Raw genomic sequence first — 16,894 nt, 5'->3', positions numbered from 1 at the left:
CCTCAGTGGTGTTCAAACAGCCACCTTTGTTTATTAACTTTTGACTTAAGGTTATTACACAATTTAGGCCATTTGTTTTTATGTTTATTTAAAACACTAATTATACGTTCACCCAGCGGAGCAAAATTATGCTGGCTTATTAGTAACTTAATATTACTATGACCGGCTTGCTTTAGCTCTTTTATGCCTTTACATAACGACTCTTCATCATTAACACCAAGCGCCACAGCGACAAAGGTTAATTCGCTGCACAAACTGAGTGAATGAAGCGGTACATTGTTTCTGTTTAGTTTTAATGCCGGCGACATATCTATTAAAATATAGTCATACTCTTGTTTTAAGCGAGCAATCGCATCATTTAACACGTGTTTGTTTTTAGCAGGCTCTATTGCTGTTAAGTGTTTAATAGTGAGTAAGCTTACCTCTTGATAATTTGTCACTCCTAACTGGCACGAAATATCATCAAAACGCCATGGGCTGCACGTATCGGGTAACTTATCATCTGAATTAAATGTATTAATTGGGTTTAAATCAATTATAAGCACCGACTTATTTTGGCTTTGTAAACGCTTTGCAACACTCACACACGCGGTAGATGCGCCCTCTGAGCCACAAAGCGATATAAACGTAACGCATCGCGCACTGTTATCAATCATGGTATTACATATCACTTCTAACTCGTGATATTGACTTGGTATTAATTTCATAAGCCCACCACTAACGCAAGTATAGTAATTACATCCAGGAAATTATCTTTAAACTGACTTAATAAATCTTGGCCTTTATCAGGAACATACAAGGTATCCCCTGCTCTGAGTACGGGGATATTTGCTGAGTTTGGCGATTTAATAAAAGCCTCTAAATCAAACACTCTTGATTGCTCTTTACAACACGAATGATTAACCACGACTATTTTATCAATAAGTGCTGAGTTTGAAGGGCCACCAGCCTCAGCTAGCACATCTAAAATACTCATTGTGTCGTCAAAGTTATATCTACCAGGCTTTTGCACCGCGCCCATAATGCGTACTACGCGTTCTTTGGGTGTGCGTAGCCAGTCTTTATTTTTTTCTGGGACAAAAATAGTGTCTCCTGGTAAAACATTAGGGAATAATGTTTCGTCACCGGTTTCAAAGTACATTGCTAAATCTAACTTACTCACTTTAGCTCGATTACCGTTTCTGTGAGTCACTCTAATATTACGAATATCGGCTGTGCCCGTTGGGCCATCAGCGGCCGCTAAAATATCGATAAAGTGCATGTTTTCATTGAACGAATAGCGCCCTGGTGAACCAACCTGCCCCATAATATAAATAGACTTACTTGACTCTTGACGTATCCACTGCGACTTATTATCAGCAGGATCAACGGGGAGTTCCTCTACAATTACGGTGTCTCCAGCGACTAAATTTGGTAACGGTGTTTCACCGTCTGTAATGGTGTATTTTTCAAGGTCGAAACGCTGGGTTACATCGCCGTTTCTAAGTATTTTTATATCGTTAATATTAGCGCCTTTGGTAGGCCCACCAGCGTGTGCAAGTAAATCGGTAAAGTCCATTTCATCACTCCACTCATACCTGCCCGGAGAAGTAATGGCACCAATTATTTTAATGGCGCGTTTAGTCGGAATTTTAAGCCAGCTTTTTTCATTTACGTCTGTTTTTTCTGGAACAAAAATAACATCGCCTGGGTTTAAGTCAGGTACTTTTGTGGTTACCGTGCCTTCACTGTAGCCTTGTAAGTCAAATAAAATACTTTCACCCTCTGGTGTAAGTATTTTTATATGGCGGGTTTCAGCAAATCGAGTTGGGCCACCCGCATTTGCTAAAATATCCAAAAAGTTAGTACTGTCTGCCGCTTCATAAGCACCTGGTTTTTGAACCTCACCCATAATATAAACAGTACGAGAGGTCGTGTTTACATCATCAACCATAATAGGCACATACACTGTCGAACCCGGCTGCAATAACTGCATAGTGCTACTTGATGGTTTATCTAAATAAGCCTTTAAATCAAAAATAACCGGCGATTTATCTACAATAACTCTAATTTTAGTCACATCGGCATAACGCGTGACCCCTTCAGCGCGCATAAGCGCATCCAAAATGGTCATTTCTTCTTTGTATGAAAAGCTTCCCGGGTTATGTACCTCACCTAAAATAGTGACTGCATTACCGTCGTTGGCATCCCCAGTTGCACTGAGTGTTTGGGCATCAAAGTCTATTTGTACATTACCCAACAAAGGTGAAACCGGCACAAATACCGTATCTTTGCTTTTAAGTGCAGGTAATAAGCTAATATTGCCAGAGTCTAAATAGGCTTTGTAATCAAACTCAATAACCTCTTCACCACGTCTTATTTGTAACCTGTCTAACTGAGCGCCTGGTTTTAAACCGTCTGCTTTTGAAATAACCATTTGAATATTCCCATTATCTGGAATACTCACTTGAGAGGGCGTATTAACATAACCCATGACGTTGATAAAAATATCTCTGCTGCGTATTTCTATATAAAAATCATCCATGGCAACAAATAAACCACCCAATACCGGTGCAAGTTCCTGCTCAATTTGCGAGAGTGTTTTGTCTGCTACTACAAACTGCCCAACCTCGGGTAAATTAATTTGCCCTTTGTTGTCAACTTCAAAGGCCTTATCAAAATCGACTTCACCAGGAATATACAAAAAAAGTTTGTTGCCTACCTGTACCGTTTCATCAACTTTAGTGGCTGAGTAAGCATTAAACGTGAAAAATAATAATGCGATTATTAATAAATATCTCATAAATTACTCCTGCTTACTTTTAATAATTTTGGTCCAACTGACTAACGATTTAGCTTTATTATCCTGTAAATTATTAGTGTTTGCGTCAAGTACAATAGCCTCTACTCGGCGGTCTGAATGGCGTACTGTGTCGGTTTGTGGTTGGTCGCTATAAGGTTTTAAACTGCCTTGCGTAAGTGTTGTAATGCTTTGTACTGGCACACCATAAACCACTAACCAATGCTTAACCGTTTCAGCGCGTTTTAAAGCAAGTTCATAATTGCTGGCCATCTCTCCCATTGAGTCAGTATGACCTACTAGCAATATAGAAATGCTTTCTAGCTCCTTTACCAAGTCAGCGGCTTGAGCAAGCCTCACTGCATATTTAGGTGTGATCTCAAACGCCTTAAACGCAAATTGATTATCACTATTGAGTAGATCGGTAATTTGCTTTTTAACGCTAAATAAAGCCGGTTTCTTCTCTTTAACCACCGCGCATTGGGTTAACTGTTGAACAGTATCAAAATGCTGCGTTAATTGATTAAGTCCATGATAATGAATAAGTAAATCATGCTCTGCGTCTTCCCACATTTGAGCCGCAATAAGCCTACGAATACGGTTTTCGTATATTTGAGCCTTTAATAACTGAGCAGGCATACACGCTTTAATATCTTGAGACTTTAATAACTCAAGTTTTAGCACTAAATGCTCAAACTCACTGCGAACGACCTCTTCAGGCTGTGTGTAATTTAAATCTTGTTGCTCATCATCTAATGGGTAGTTTTGGTACTTTTCTGCCCAACCTCCTTGTCCTTCATCAGGCCAAGAAGCACACCCACTTAAAAATAAAGTAATGAGAATAAAAATGTGTGCTTTCATATCCCTCTCCTTACGCTGTTAGATTGAATCAATAAATGGAATTGTTTTATCTACTCTTAACAAATTCATTAATTTGAAAGGCTGACCCGTTACATTAAGTAAAGAAAGTTGATGGTTTTTCTTTTCAATGCGTTTGTATAAAAACACAATTGCACCAATACCAGATGAATCTATAAACTCTGTTTTTGAAAAATCTAAAATAATAAAATTAGTGTCTGTACCCACTAACCCTTCAAATTCATCTTTAAATCCGTCTACGGTAAAGCCTGAAAAATCAGCAGGAAGCGAAATTACGGTTTGTTCTTGTGAGTTGGCTAAATTAGTCATGGTAGTTACCTATTAAATAGTAAAGTTCTCTATTACTAATACAAGAAACGAACCAATTTTAAGCTATTGATATTTAACAATTATAAATTATTAAGTTCAATTTAAGGAGGGAGTTAAAGCATAATGCAATTAAGACTAGGGCGTCTTATTGCATTATGCAATGCATGGTTATTGGCCTTTACCTGTAAATATAACAACTAGCGTTTTGACCAATATAGTCAGTTCCATGTAGCACCAGCTGCGTGGTGATGAAGTACTTAGCATGTAGGCATAGTCCCAGCCTATTTTGTTTCTTGCATCATCAATGCTTTCATCGTAACCATTCATCACTTGTGCAAGCCCTGAAATACCCGGTTTTATGCCATAAGTACGCTGTGAAAAGTAAGGAATATCCTTTTCAAGTTTTGAGTAAAATACGGGGCGTTCTGGACGCGGCCCAATCAATGACATGTCCCCTACTAACACATTCCACAGTTGCGGTAATTCATCTAAACGTGTTTTACGAATAAACCTACCCACTGGCGTTATTCTAGGGTCGTCCTTAGAAGCCCATACCGCACCGCTTTTTACTTCAGCATCGACAACCATAGAGCGAAATTTAAGCACGTTAAACAAAGCAACAAAGCTATCACTACTTTCACCCACTCTTAGCTGATTAAATAGCACCGGCCCGCGTGAAGTTAGCTTTATTGTTAATGCAACCAATAACATAACAGGAGATAACATAATTAAACCCAATGCAGAACCAATTATATCAATACCGCGTTTAACACACTTAATTGTACCGCTTTGCTCGCTATTGGTTGTATGAACTCGCTGCCAGTGGCTTTTGTAATCGCCTTTTTCATATTTAATAATGCCCCATAACGCTAAAAAATAGGCATTTAGAATATAGTTAACCTTATCCACAACAGGTATTTTAGTGGTGATATTAAATACCTTTTTAGTCAGTTCAATACCATGAAGTAACGCAATAGCCGCACAGCCCAATTTTGCTAAAATAACATTTGAAAACAGCGCCATTGAAAAAACTAAAACATAAATCAAAGCGAGCAACAACGGCATAATACCGCGTAGTACTTTGTGCGAAATAAAGTTAAAACTCACCCAGCCTAACTTGGGGTTAAATAGCGATAACAGTACTTTTATTTGCTGCCAGTTTCCTGCGCCCAATCTTATGCGTCTTGCATAATCGTGGCTTTGTTCATCACACTCTCTTTCAACAATATTAATGTTTTTATCTACAATTGCTTTACCGCCATTTTTTAATGCATTCATTGATAAAATAAAATCATCATTTATGGCACTTTCATCCAGTAAATCTGTGTACTGTGAGCGAATTGCAAACATCGCACCTGGCACACCAATCACCGCACCTAAAGACGACTCCATACTTTTAACGTTATTTTGATACTGCCAATAGTGTTTTTGCTCCTGTGTAGCTTGTTCGTCCAAAACGTAAACTCCGGTAATCACATTAATGTTTTGATCTTTAAAATCAGCATCTATATTGCCAAGTACATCTATACTTAATAGCGCACTTACATCAGTAAATAGTAAAACATCGTACGTTGATTTAGTTAGCTTAATTAACTCATTAATACCATGCGCTTTACCACGGTTGATTTTATTAAAATGCAAATGGCATTCAACATTTTGTTTGGCTAAATGCGACTGAGCAAGCATAGCCTCATTGTATGTATTATCTGTACAACCATCTAAATAAACATGAATCGCAAACTTGTCGGTGTCGTAAAGCATGGCACCTAAATTATATAGTTTCTCTTTAATGTAATCTTGTTCATTGTAAGCACAAATCAAAATACCAAAATGGCTGGTTGCTTTGGGGTTTTGTTTAAATACTGCCGGCTTATTTTTACCTTGGCTAAACACCCTCAAAATTGCTAAATAGCCTACATGGTGGTAAACAACAAGCGCAATTAACACCGCTAACACTATTAATAAATAAGTCATTATATTTTCCTCACGATGTAATACCGTTGTAAAAGTGGTCGTACTCTGCGCTCATTTTTGATGCACTTGCAATTGATAAAGCATGTTCACGAATACAGTGGCCATGTTTAATATAAATAGCTTCTATCAGCGCTTTTTTTAAACCAACCTCATCACCGGGTTTTACCAGCACGCCTTGCTCGCTGGTTAGAACCTCTTTGATCCCACCAACATCGGTAGCAACAATGCTTTTTCCGCACGCCATTGACTCCAAAATAGATAGCGGTAACCCTTCGCGTTGTGAATAAAGACACATCACATTAATAGCTGAATAAAATAGCGGCATATTTTGCACATTTCCCAAAAAGTGAACGCGCTCTTTAATGCCAAGCTTTGTGGCATAATTCACTAACTCAGTGTGTAAACTACCGCTACCAGCAAATACAAGCTCGGTATAAATGGGTAATGAATTGAGAATTCTTAATAACGCAAAATGCCCTTTACCTGGCTCTAAGCGAGCCGAGCAGCCAATTAAGTTGATATCTTGTGGTAAGTGCAGTTCCTTACGTGCGTTTGATTCGTCCCCACAAACAAACTTGTTAAAATCAATACCATTAAGTATTGTTTTATCGGTTTGGATGGCTGTTTCATTATAAAAATCGTTAGCGACTACCTGCGCGTCAGCAACCCAACGTATTTTTGTCAATTTATTAAGCACTTTAGTAATTAAACGCTGCTTAAAACTTTTTAAATACCACGCATCATGAATAGTCGATACATGTTTCACGTGTCGATTTCGTAGGCACGCCATACTAGCGTAGAGCATTGGCCCTATGTGATGGCTGTGTATCACATCAATATTAAATTGTTTAATAACCTCAGTCAGTTTACTTACCGTGTTCATATCAAACTTTGCAGGCTTATTTAAACAAATTAACCGCCCTTCAAACGAGGCTAATTGCGGCCAACCTTCAATAGCCTCACTGAGAGTCCCTTCAAGTGATACAACCACACTTGAATTAGCAAATTGACTTTTTTGCATTAGCGTGACGGCCATTTTTTCAAGGCCACCTATTTTAAAGTGCTGAACTAAATGTAATACGTTCATGTTATTTCCCCTGTTCAATAGAGTTACTTGCAGAGCTAAACACCAAATCTACAGGTGTATTTTTTACAATAGGTAATATGGCGACTACCTCTAACGCAGATAGTTTTTCAATGGTTTGAATATCTTTTAAATGGCTATCAAATAAGGTGGCCACAAACACAATTGTGCTACTTGTAAACACACCTAAAACAAGACCCACAATAATGGATGCAACTAACGACGTATTAATTGGTTGCGTAGGACTGTAAGCACGCTCTATGGTTTTTACTTTATCTGGTCCTTCATACTTAACCAATTTCCCTGTCACTTTTGCCATTTCGTAACGGCTTAACATGTCTTTATAAAGCGATTGTTTAACATCGTAATCTCGCTCTAGTTTTCTTAACTGCTTTTCAACATCACTGGTTACTAGCAGCCTTTCACCAACGAGTTTTACTTGCTGCTCTAGCATGTCGTACTCTTGTTGGTGTTGAGCTACTTCATTTTTTGCTTCTTCTAATTTTAGAATTTGCGAAACCAGCATACTGCTCTCATTGTCTTTGCTACTGGGCAGTGTGTTTGCCATTTGCCATAGCTGTTCAATATTGGTGGAATCTAAGTCTTCTGCACTTTCTAATAATGACTGCTGGCGATTACGTATACTTTGTAGCTCTCGCTTTTTTGAAATAACCTTGCTGTGTTTTTCGGTATACCGAGTTTTTAAAAAACTTAACTCTGACTCCGCAACAATAATTTTTTCTTCAATGCGCCCTAAAATTGGGTTCGCTTGGCCCATTTTAGTAGCCAGTGCTTTTAACTTTGCTTGCGCACCAGATAACACAATTGTTTTTTGTTGTTGATCGCTCAATAACTTATCAAACGTTTGACGGTTACTGTGCAACACAGCTGGCAGTGTATTGCTGTTTGTTGATTTGAAGGCCGCGAGTGACTCTTCAGATAACTCAAGCTCATCACGAATACTATTCAATTGCTGGTAAAAAAATTGCTCCGAACTATCAAGCGAGGCCCGAGTGGGCGCTAATAAACGCTCTATAAACTTCTCGACTACTTTCTCTAGCACGAGTTTCATTTTACTTTGCTCATGCCATGTGAAATTAACCCGTACCAACTCATCTCCTACTAACGACAAAGACAATGCCTGAGATAGCTCTTGGTGAATTTTTTCTATTTGCGCAGGTGTCGCATTTTCTGGCACTAGTTGCGTTTCTTTTGCAACGGCAATAAGTACCTTCCTACTTATAACCAGTGTACGAAGTGCTGCCATCCGATTAGATAAATCAAACGAGAAAGATAAATCGTCAAGATACGGGTTAAGTAATGCTGATTCTTCAATTAAAATAGTGGCATGGTTAATATATTTTTTTTGCGCCGTCACTGTGAGCAATATAATGACAAAAGGCACCACTAAAAGTGGGATCACAAATAACTTTGCACGTGTATATACAGCGTACAAAGTTAAATAAAGTAATCGTTTTATTTGCTCTCTAACTAACATAATCCCTACCTATTTATTTGCATATTGCTATGCGAAATGTGGCGTTTGTTTGCAAATTAATAATTTAAACTGCAAATAACGCGCTATATATAGGGTATTGCACAGGGTGCGCCAACTGGTGTGAATTAAATAAAAATAAGCGGTTTATTAAGGGGGATTACTTTTTCAGAACTCAGCTCTCAAGGCCAAATTAGATGTATGAAATGTTAGGACCTGTTGATTTTTCAAGGTGGAACATACAGCAGCCTGCTTGGTATTTAGGCAAGGCAGAGCCTATGCGGTGTGCTCACTCCCCATAAATGGGCGATAAACAAACATTAATGCTAAGCAGGAGCAGTTATCGATCCCACTAGGTTACAAACCTCGCGACGCAATTAAATAGCCCCTAGCTTGAACAAATTTTAATCCGCAAAACTAAACAGGCCTTAGAAGGTTTTGGTATAAAAATCACGCTACACAGCGTGATTTAAAATAAATAAGTCTTGTTGCACTGTTAGCGCTTTGGATCCCCAACTGTGATCTTTGGCTAATTGTTGTTGCGTTAATTTAAGAGAGTTACGTTGAATGTTGTTTAAAAAAACGGCTTCATCAATTTTATTAATAAATTGTTCATGCGTTTTGCCAATAAAAATGTCTGTTTTATATTGTTTTACTGCCGGAAAATCGGTTGCAACAATAGGCGTACCAGCCGCTAAATATTCTTTAAGCTTTAATGGATCACACGCTCTAATTTGTTCGTTATTTACAAATGGCAAAACAGACACATTCCAATGTGCTGAAAAACTCGCTAACCGAGCATGTTCTACAGCAGGAATATGCGTTACATTTTTAAATTGCAGCAATTGCGCAGTAGGACCCACAATATCACCAACAAGCACTAACTGATAACTTGGCCGCTGCGCTACTAATGCAGTGAGTAATGCAATATCTAACCAGGCATTAATACTGCCATAAAAACCGATAATGGGCCCATTTAAGTGGCTTATCTCTGATGCTATTTCACATTGTGAAGTAAACAAATCGTAGCTTACCCCATGGCTCAACATTTGCGTTTTTTGGCTAGGCATTTTATTCATTAAAAACGCGCTGATGACGTAAATTAAATCGGCTTTTTGTATCAAGTTTTTTTCAAAAGGCGCAACAAGTGTCGCATCAACGCCCGCCAATGCACTAAAATCGTCACCACAGTAATAAACCAACTTGTCGCGTTTTTGTTTTGTAATTAAATACTCGGCTGTGGGCACGCTCAACCAATACATAACAGGCTCATCAGAGATATTTTTAAAGTATTGAGAATACACCCACTTATTAAAGCGCTTTATTAATGCATTATCGTGCCAAGGCAATACCGGTAATTTATATACACGCAATGCTTTTGGCGTTTTAATTGCGTTATGACTTGATTTACTAAACAACTGTTTGAATTTACTCAGTACACGTTTTAAATCGTTTAATTTTAAACTTGGCTTTCGCATGCCAATTGAATTAACCCAATGTATTTCATGATTTTTAGCCAGTTCAGCAAATAAATGCTGTGTGCTGCTAGGGTGACTTGCCCAGTCCTCTGCAAAAACAATAAATTTCATATTAAGATTCCTTTATGTACTTCACTACTTTTGCAGGGTTACCTGCTGCAATACTAAAGGCGGGTATGTTTTTAGTCACAACACTGCCCGCCCCAACAATCGCCCCTTCACCTATAGTAACGCCCCCAAGCACAGTCACTCCGGTGCCAAGCCATGCTCCGCGTTTAATAATAATATCGCCAATTTGGTTTTCGTCATCACTTTGCCCTTGCGCTCTTCGCTCACAATCAACCGGATGCCCAGGAAAACCGGCTAAAAAAACCCGACCAGCTAAACGCACGTCGTCTTCAAGCGTTATATTACGCCCTACCGAAAAGGCATTTTGCCAACCAATATCAACATTACTGCCAATATTTAAGGTCGGTGTTGTTTTTCCCCCCACGCGCCCGCAAAAGGTAGAAACGCCCGACATTCTCACGTTGTCTTTACACACAACATTAAGTTGACCCAATACCTGCGGCATACCCGAATATAAAAAAAGCTGTTTTTTACTGCCTTTTATTTGGCTTTTGAAAAGGGGCGTAAAATATGTGATACGTAAAAATTCGTGTATAAATTGTTTTAAAAATTGATGAACAAAATAAAGCGATGAATGAAAAAACGGGATCACAATCATTTGTGGATTGCGAATAGTTTTTGCAAATTGAAAAAGTGATTTCGCAAAAGGATGAGGGCTACATTTAAGCCAATGTTTAACATGTACGATCATAGTTTTATTCCTTATTGCTCTCAACAGTGATTTTTTCGAGCGCGATTGTCAGCGCTAAAATAATATAAAGCGGCCATGTAAATGCTTGCGTTAGAAAAGTGCCTGCAACCATAAAGCCTATTAAACCTGCTTTTAAGGCATTTGCATTAACAGCAACTTGGTCGTTATGGTTAAGTGCATTAATGCAATAAACACGTGATAGGCTGCGATAAATACTGGCAATTAATAATGCAAAAATACCAATTCCTACAAAGCCTGTTTCGCCTAACACTTGAAACCATGTACTGTGTACTGCATGATTCTTGCCATCCCAATGCGGACTGTAAAAATAATAATTTACGTAAAAGTTATCGACTCCTACACCCGTAAGCGGATTAGAAAGCGCCATGTTAATGGCAGCCTGCCATGCGTAAATTCGACCCATTGCAGACGCATCAACTCCGTCTTCTGCTGCACCACCACTTTGCCTATCACCAATGCCTGCAAAAATCATCATTGCGAGCATAGCAACGGCTGCACATAGTCCGACTACTAAGGGGTTTTTTACCTTTTGATATAAAAAGAAACTTAAAATAGCGGCAATACCCAGTAAGCCGCCTCGGCTCTGTGTGGCTATAACGCCAGAAATAGCTAACAACAAACCTACGGCTGCAAATATACGACGATATTTATTCGCACCTTTATCAAACAGTTCAGCTGCCAAAAAAGACACTGGAAACATCAACACTAACGATAAATCGTTAGGGTCTCCTAATTGCGATCGATACTCACGAGAAATAGTGACACGTGTTCCCTCAACCAAACCAATGCCATTCATTTTGTTACTTAACGCAACCACAGCAACCAAAATACCCGAAATCATTATGCCCATTCGCACTAAACTAAAATGCGAAAATCGGGTTAACCACCAGCTAATGGCAAATACCATTATAAATACTTTTACTAGCACACCGGTCCAGTACTCTATTGCCATGCCTTTATTAGAGGCGCTAAACACACAAACGGTAAGCCACGCAAACCAAATTACAAACACCAAGTGTGTTGAGCTCCAATGAGGCTTTAGCGATTTTGAAATGAATAAATGCCATGCAATAGCCAGTAACGATGCTAAGGCCAACATTTTAGGAATTTTAAGGGGCATTAATACAATAAAGACTTCATGTAACCTAAAGTAACTAAACAGAATAAAAAGAATAATAAATACCGTGCTTATTTTTACCGCTAAAAACCCCGCAAACGGCAGCAGTAACAATGCAAAAGCCGCAATAGGACCAAAGCGCATGTAAAGCATTAATGTTAATGTCATTACAAATAAACCGTTGATCATTAAACAATATTTTTTATACCAACTAATCATACACCTCTCCCCGCGTCGTTTGCTGAGTCAGTGTTAAAATTGCGGGTTTATATTTATAAAACAAAGCAATTAAAAAGCAGATAAAAACAATGCATTGAACAAGCTCAAAATAGGCGGTTTGGGTAATACTTAAAAGGTAAATCACTAAAAAGCATGCCCAGCTTGGCAGCAAACGCTTAACACTAAACGTTAAGTTCTCTAATTTCTGGCTAATAATAATAAGTAAACAGGTTTTAATTAACTGCGCAGTGCATAGCGCAACAACCACGCCGTATACGTTATAATGAGGGACCAAAACAGCTAATAGAGCCAGCACAGCTAACGCGCTAACTGCATTAACCACAGTAACAAACGCACCATTGTAATGGATGTAACACCCTACATTGAGTAAATCACTATGGTGCTTAATAACCACAATAAAAATAAGACTTGGTAACAACCACGTATGTAATTGGTAATTTTGTGGTAACACTAAACTAAAAATAGACGGGGTTATAATAAGCATTAACGCGCAAAGTAAAATGGCCAAATCTAAACACAGTGAACACAAGTCTACATAACGCTCACGGTTTTTAGCCAATTCATCAAAACGACGTGAAAACCACCACATTCTAATGGGTTCAAAAGTGAACGAGGTCATAACGGCAAACTGCAAAGCGACGTAGTATTGCGCAAGTTTTTCTTTGCCTTCACTGGCGACTATAAACCAATTTTCGGCACCATTATTCGCATACACAAATAAAGACGAGATAACTATACTGATTAAAAACAGCCCGTTTTTGTAACTAATTCTCCATGTTATACTGTTAAAACTGATCCCCAACGGCTTCAATACCCTAGCTAAAGCAATACATAACACCAATGCGCTCGATGCCACACCCGATGCCATTACCCCAGTAACACCATGGCCAAAATAAAGTAGAACAACGGTGAGAACTGTTTGCCCCATGCCTTGAAGCACAGCCAAAATACAAAATTCTTTTGCTTTTTCGTAATATCGAAAGTAACAAAATAAAATTGAAAGTAGAGACGAGAGTGCTAAATTAATAGCTAACAGTTTAATATCCAGGATATTTAACGATACAGGTAATAATGCGCTTAAATATTCAACACAATAAAAAACCACGCACACAAAAACACTGCTTACAATGGCACACACTACTAATGCATCTCTGAATAAGGCACGTTTATGCTGGGGGTTTATCATTTGTTGTTTAAACAGTAAATCAGGTAAACCTAAGCATAATAACAACGACATCACCGCTGAAATAGACACCAAAAAATTTAGCTCACCAAATTCTGCTTGGCTTAAAATACGCGTAGTAATAGGTAATAAAGCAAATCCTAACACTTTAAGAAATAAAGTAGATATACCAAAGTATGCAATTTGCTTAATCCCATTCATAGCAGCACCTAAATCCCTTGAACCCAATGAGATAACTTTTTAGCTTGCGAATTTGCATTAAACCTTTTTGTCGCTAACCTTTTTGCATTTAACCCTTTTTCGTAGCGCTGGTAAGGAGTTAGCGCACAAAAATCACCAAGCATTTGCTCAATACCAGTAATGCTTGAAGGCGCACATTTAGCGCCAACCTCATCATTTACAATTTCTTTTGCACCCATTAGCTCAGTAGTTAAAACAGGGATACCGCTGGCCATTGCCTCTTTAAGTACAACTGGGCCGGTGTCGCGATCGCCATTTTTAGATACACAAAATGGCGCAATTAAAGCCGAGTAATTGCTCGTGTTTATTGCTAACCACTGTGGACTTTTTGAGCCTAAAAAATTAACTTCATTTGTTATACCCAACTGCTCACAAAAATATTTTAGGTCATTTAGTAAAGGCCCATCGCCAACTATATCTAGTGTTATTGAGTGTTTTTTGCTGATTTTTTTAATGGCTGGGAGTAAAAATTGTAATCCCTTTTTTTCAATTAACCGACCAACAAAAATAAGATTAACCGATTCAGTTAACCGACTTGGTTTATTATTAAATAAACTCAAATCAATCCCACAATGCAGTAGCTGTATTTTTCCTGCGCTATATTTACTGAGTTTTACAGCCATATCTTTACATACGGCAACCGAAAAATCGCACAACGATAATTTAAGCTTTAAATCATCATCATTCACATAAACATCGTGACCGTGGCCAATAGATGACACACTCACGCCAGCTATTTTGCTAGCAATTATGGAGTAAGCCAGTGGTGCATGCATAAAATGACAATGGATATGAGAGATTTTTTTTGCACGAATAATTTCAGCAATATTTAATCCATAGCCCATTAAAGACATTACCGAAATAGACTTAAAGCGACTTGCAATAACACCGCCTTTTAATGCCGTTAGTGGGTTTTTAAGTAATGTGCTAACTGCCGATGGCGTTGATTTTTTAATAACAATCACTTGCACCTTTTTGTTTAAATGCACGCAGTAATTTAAATTCTCGAATGTCAGTACGGTCACTCTATGACCCGCATTTACCAACGCGTTAATTTCAGTTACAACAAACGTTTCTGAAGGTATGTGGAAGCTAGGGACAACAATGCCAATGTGTTTCATAGTTAAAACTCCGAATAAACTTACTTGTTACATCGCAAAAACTATGCCCGGCCTAAAACCTTAAAAAGCCCCTATAAAAAGTCAATTTGCGAAGGTTTATCGCAATTTGCAAATCATTAAACAAAAAACACCCTTGTAAAGCCCATAAATGGTTGGCGCTTATCTTGCGTAGTTAAAGTTAATGAAATACACAAAAGGTGAGTACTATGAGTATTCAGGTAAGCGTTATTATTCCTAACTTCAACTGTAAGCAGTATTTGGCTAAGGCTATATCAAGTGTTGTTAGGCAGCATAATATTGAGTGTGAAATACTCGTTATTGATGATGGGTCAACGGATGGCAGCGTTGAATGGTTAAATAAGTTACAACAATCACTTCCTAACTTGCGTGTTATAAAGCAACAAAACAGCGGGGTTGTCAGTGCCAGAAACAAAGCCATTGAACTTGCTAAAGGCGACTACATTGCTTTTTTAGATGCTGATGACTACTGGACTGATGATAAATTATTTAGTCAAATTACCTACATGCAAAATAATCGTGATTGTGTACTGAGCTTCACTAATTACATGCATGTTAATGAACAGTACGAACCCATTGTTGACTGCTTTTCCTATTGGCCTGAGTTCGCAAAATTTATAAATTGGAATATTGAAGGCTATCAAAACCTTAAATCGCCAATGGATTTACTGCTGTTTGCAAACGTTATAGGTACCTCGTCTGTTGTAGTGAAAAAATCAGCCATTTGTTATATAGGTAAATTTGATCAATCACTCAATAGTGCAAGCGATTGGGATTGTTGGCTTAAGTTAGCGCGTATTGGTAATGTGGCGTTTTCGAATCAGGTATCGATGGGTTATTTAATGAGAGCAGGCTCTATCACTGCTAACAGACAAAACCGCTTAAATGCGATGCAAACAATTATAGATCGCTGTAAAAACGATATTGGCGTGGTATCTCGCTTTAAAGCAAAAGCCAGAATGCTCGAATGTTATAGCGAATACTACCGAGAAATAGGTTTCAAATTTAAAGCTTTTTGTTTGGCAACTGCCGCCTTTATATTGTTTCCTCATAGGCGAAATCTTCAACACTTAATGCACGATATTAAACAGACTATTAAGTAAGTTTAAAGTGCATCTAAATACATCGTTAAAAGGCGCCTATTTTATTAAGCGCCTTTTATTTTATACTTATTTTATACTTATTTTGTAACTTAACATTTTATGATCGCTGCCTTTAAAATCGGTAACCGCAAGGCTTTGCAATAAAACTTGCTCGCTCATAACACAATGATCGATAGGCAAACCCATTAAAATAAAACGCCCTTTTTCAAAAGGCATAAAACTCGTATAACGGGAGTGCCCAAAGCATGTTTGTTTTTGCTCCCAGTCAAAATATGATGACCACGGGACTATATTTAAATCGCCAGCCACTATCCATAAACCTTGTTCTTGCCGTGTTGCTTCGCTTAAAGCTGCGAGCAAAGCGTTTCTATTTTGCCAATTTAACTGTGTACGTGGTGAAGGTGGATGCGCAACAAATGCAGTTAATAGCCTATCGCCGTATATAAATTTTAGTTTTAAATACCCTAACTTATCGCCATCTAATTTAACTTGTTGCTTATACACCATGGGTATACGCGATAAAACAACCATACCGTAAGGTATTCCCTCCACCTCTTCATACCCAAACATATCAGTTGAAGTTACAAACTGACTTAATAGGTCGCGATTTTTATCGCTGAATTCTTGTAAAATTAGCACATCCCACTTTTCATCACGTAACCTTGATAAATGGGCAGTAAGATACTTATTACTGTAATTTACGTTTATTTGCTTAATAGACAAAACACGCGCATGCACCGAATCGGTTTTAGGTAAGGTAATTAAAACAGGACCCAATCCTAATGCGCATATAATAATCGTCGCGGCCCCTAGTTTGTAGAGCTTCAGTAGTAAAAGAACACACCCGCACCCAACAGCAATACATAAAATTTGTATTCTTAAAGAGGCTAATACATCGGCATAAAAGTGAGTAAATGGGTTAAACGCAAGTGCAATGCACACGGTTGCTGCACATATAAAAATAACCCGCAAGAATGAATTTTGCGGGTTATTATTTGCATAGGCTTTAAACATATATTTTCCTAGAATATGC

At 38.1% G+C, this 16,894-nt stretch carries 14 protein-coding genes; 1 reads left to right on the top strand and 13 read right to left on the bottom strand.

Annotated features, from left to right (window positions below):
• Nucleotides 1–2: 2 nt before the first annotated feature.
• The 12 genes from AC27I2_RS13345 to AC27I2_RS13290 all read right to left on the bottom strand — a co-directional run bounded on the left by AC27I2_RS13345 (nt 3) and on the right by AC27I2_RS13290 (nt 14,740).
• Nucleotides 3–707 carry a capsular biosynthesis protein gene (locus AC27I2_RS13345; RefSeq protein WP_487204552.1) on the bottom strand — a complete coding sequence of 235 codons (705 nt, stop codon included), beginning with the start codon at nt 705–707 and terminating at the stop codon, nt 3–5.
• Nucleotides 704–2,782 (bottom strand): SLBB domain-containing protein, encoded by a 2,079-nt coding sequence (locus AC27I2_RS13340; protein ID WP_487204551.1) that lies wholly within the window; start codon nt 2,780–2,782, stop codon nt 704–706. Before AC27I2_RS13340 ends, AC27I2_RS13345 begins: the two co-directional genes overlap by 4 nt.
• A 3-nt stretch (nt 2,783–2,785) precedes the next feature.
• Entirely contained in the window at nt 2,786–3,640 is an 855-nt protein-coding gene (locus AC27I2_RS13335; protein WP_487204550.1) for an OmpA family protein, read from the bottom strand.
• An 18-nt stretch (nt 3,641–3,658) separates the two neighbouring features.
• Nucleotides 3,659–3,967, bottom strand: coding sequence for an STAS domain-containing protein (locus AC27I2_RS13330; protein ID WP_006792900.1), 309 nt, complete (start codon nt 3,965–3,967; stop codon nt 3,659–3,661).
• 168 nt (nt 3,968–4,135) lie between these two features.
• The gene (locus tag AC27I2_RS13325) at nt 4,136–5,941 is read right to left on the bottom strand and encodes a sugar transferase (RefSeq protein WP_487204549.1); all 1,806 of its coding nucleotides are present in this window, start codon (nt 5,939–5,941) and stop codon (nt 4,136–4,138) included.
• A gap of 10 nt (nt 5,942–5,951) precedes the next feature.
• On the bottom strand, nt 5,952–7,028 hold the full coding sequence (locus AC27I2_RS13320; protein WP_487204548.1) for a glycosyltransferase: 1,077 nt from the start codon (nt 7,026–7,028) through the stop codon (nt 5,952–5,954).
• Nucleotide 7,029: 1 nt separating this feature from the next.
• On the bottom strand, nt 7,030–8,523 hold the full coding sequence (locus tag AC27I2_RS13315) for a GumC family protein (RefSeq protein ID WP_487204547.1): 1,494 nt from the start codon (nt 8,521–8,523) through the stop codon (nt 7,030–7,032).
• A 452-nt stretch (nt 8,524–8,975) separates the two neighbouring features.
• On the bottom strand, nt 8,976–10,109 hold the full coding sequence (locus tag AC27I2_RS13310) for a glycosyltransferase (RefSeq protein ID WP_487204546.1): 1,134 nt from the start codon (nt 10,107–10,109) through the stop codon (nt 8,976–8,978).
• A 1-nt stretch (nt 10,110) separates the two neighbouring features.
• Nucleotides 10,111–10,818 carry an acyltransferase gene (locus AC27I2_RS13305; RefSeq protein WP_487204545.1) on the bottom strand — a complete coding sequence of 236 codons (708 nt, stop codon included), beginning with the start codon at nt 10,816–10,818 and terminating at the stop codon, nt 10,111–10,113.
• A gap of 4 nt (nt 10,819–10,822) precedes the next feature.
• Nucleotides 10,823–12,175 carry an O-antigen ligase family protein gene (locus tag AC27I2_RS13300; protein ID WP_487204544.1) on the bottom strand — a complete coding sequence of 451 codons (1,353 nt, stop codon included), beginning with the start codon at nt 12,173–12,175 and terminating at the stop codon, nt 10,823–10,825.
• Nucleotides 12,168–13,580, bottom strand: a complete 1,413-nt coding sequence (locus AC27I2_RS13295; protein ID WP_487204543.1) for a lipopolysaccharide biosynthesis protein — start codon at nt 13,578–13,580, stop codon at nt 12,168–12,170. The genes AC27I2_RS13300 and AC27I2_RS13295 overlap by 8 nt, the downstream gene beginning before the upstream one ends.
• An 8-nt stretch (nt 13,581–13,588) precedes the next feature.
• Nucleotides 13,589–14,740 carry a glycosyltransferase gene (locus AC27I2_RS13290; protein WP_487204542.1) on the bottom strand — a complete coding sequence of 384 codons (1,152 nt, stop codon included), beginning with the start codon at nt 14,738–14,740 and terminating at the stop codon, nt 13,589–13,591.
• Between the two features lie 206 nt (nt 14,741–14,946).
• Here AC27I2_RS13290 and AC27I2_RS13285 point away from each other — a divergent pair, with 206 nt between their 5' ends.
• Nucleotides 14,947–15,861, top strand: a complete 915-nt coding sequence (locus tag AC27I2_RS13285; RefSeq protein WP_487204541.1) for a glycosyltransferase family 2 protein — start codon at nt 14,947–14,949, stop codon at nt 15,859–15,861.
• 66 nt (nt 15,862–15,927) lie between these two features.
• Here the strand turns inward: AC27I2_RS13285 and AC27I2_RS13280 are convergent, their stop codons facing one another.
• A complete protein-coding gene (locus AC27I2_RS13280) occupies nt 15,928–16,875 on the bottom strand; it encodes an endonuclease/exonuclease/phosphatase family protein (protein ID WP_487204540.1) in 948 nt (315 codons plus the stop codon).
• Between the last annotated feature and the right edge of the window lie 19 nt (nt 16,876–16,894).

This window comes from Pseudoalteromonas sp. NH0006-46, assembly GCF_057547735.1.
The sequence above is the reverse complement of the archived record's forward strand: the minus strand, read 5'-3'. Positions and strand labels throughout refer to the sequence as shown.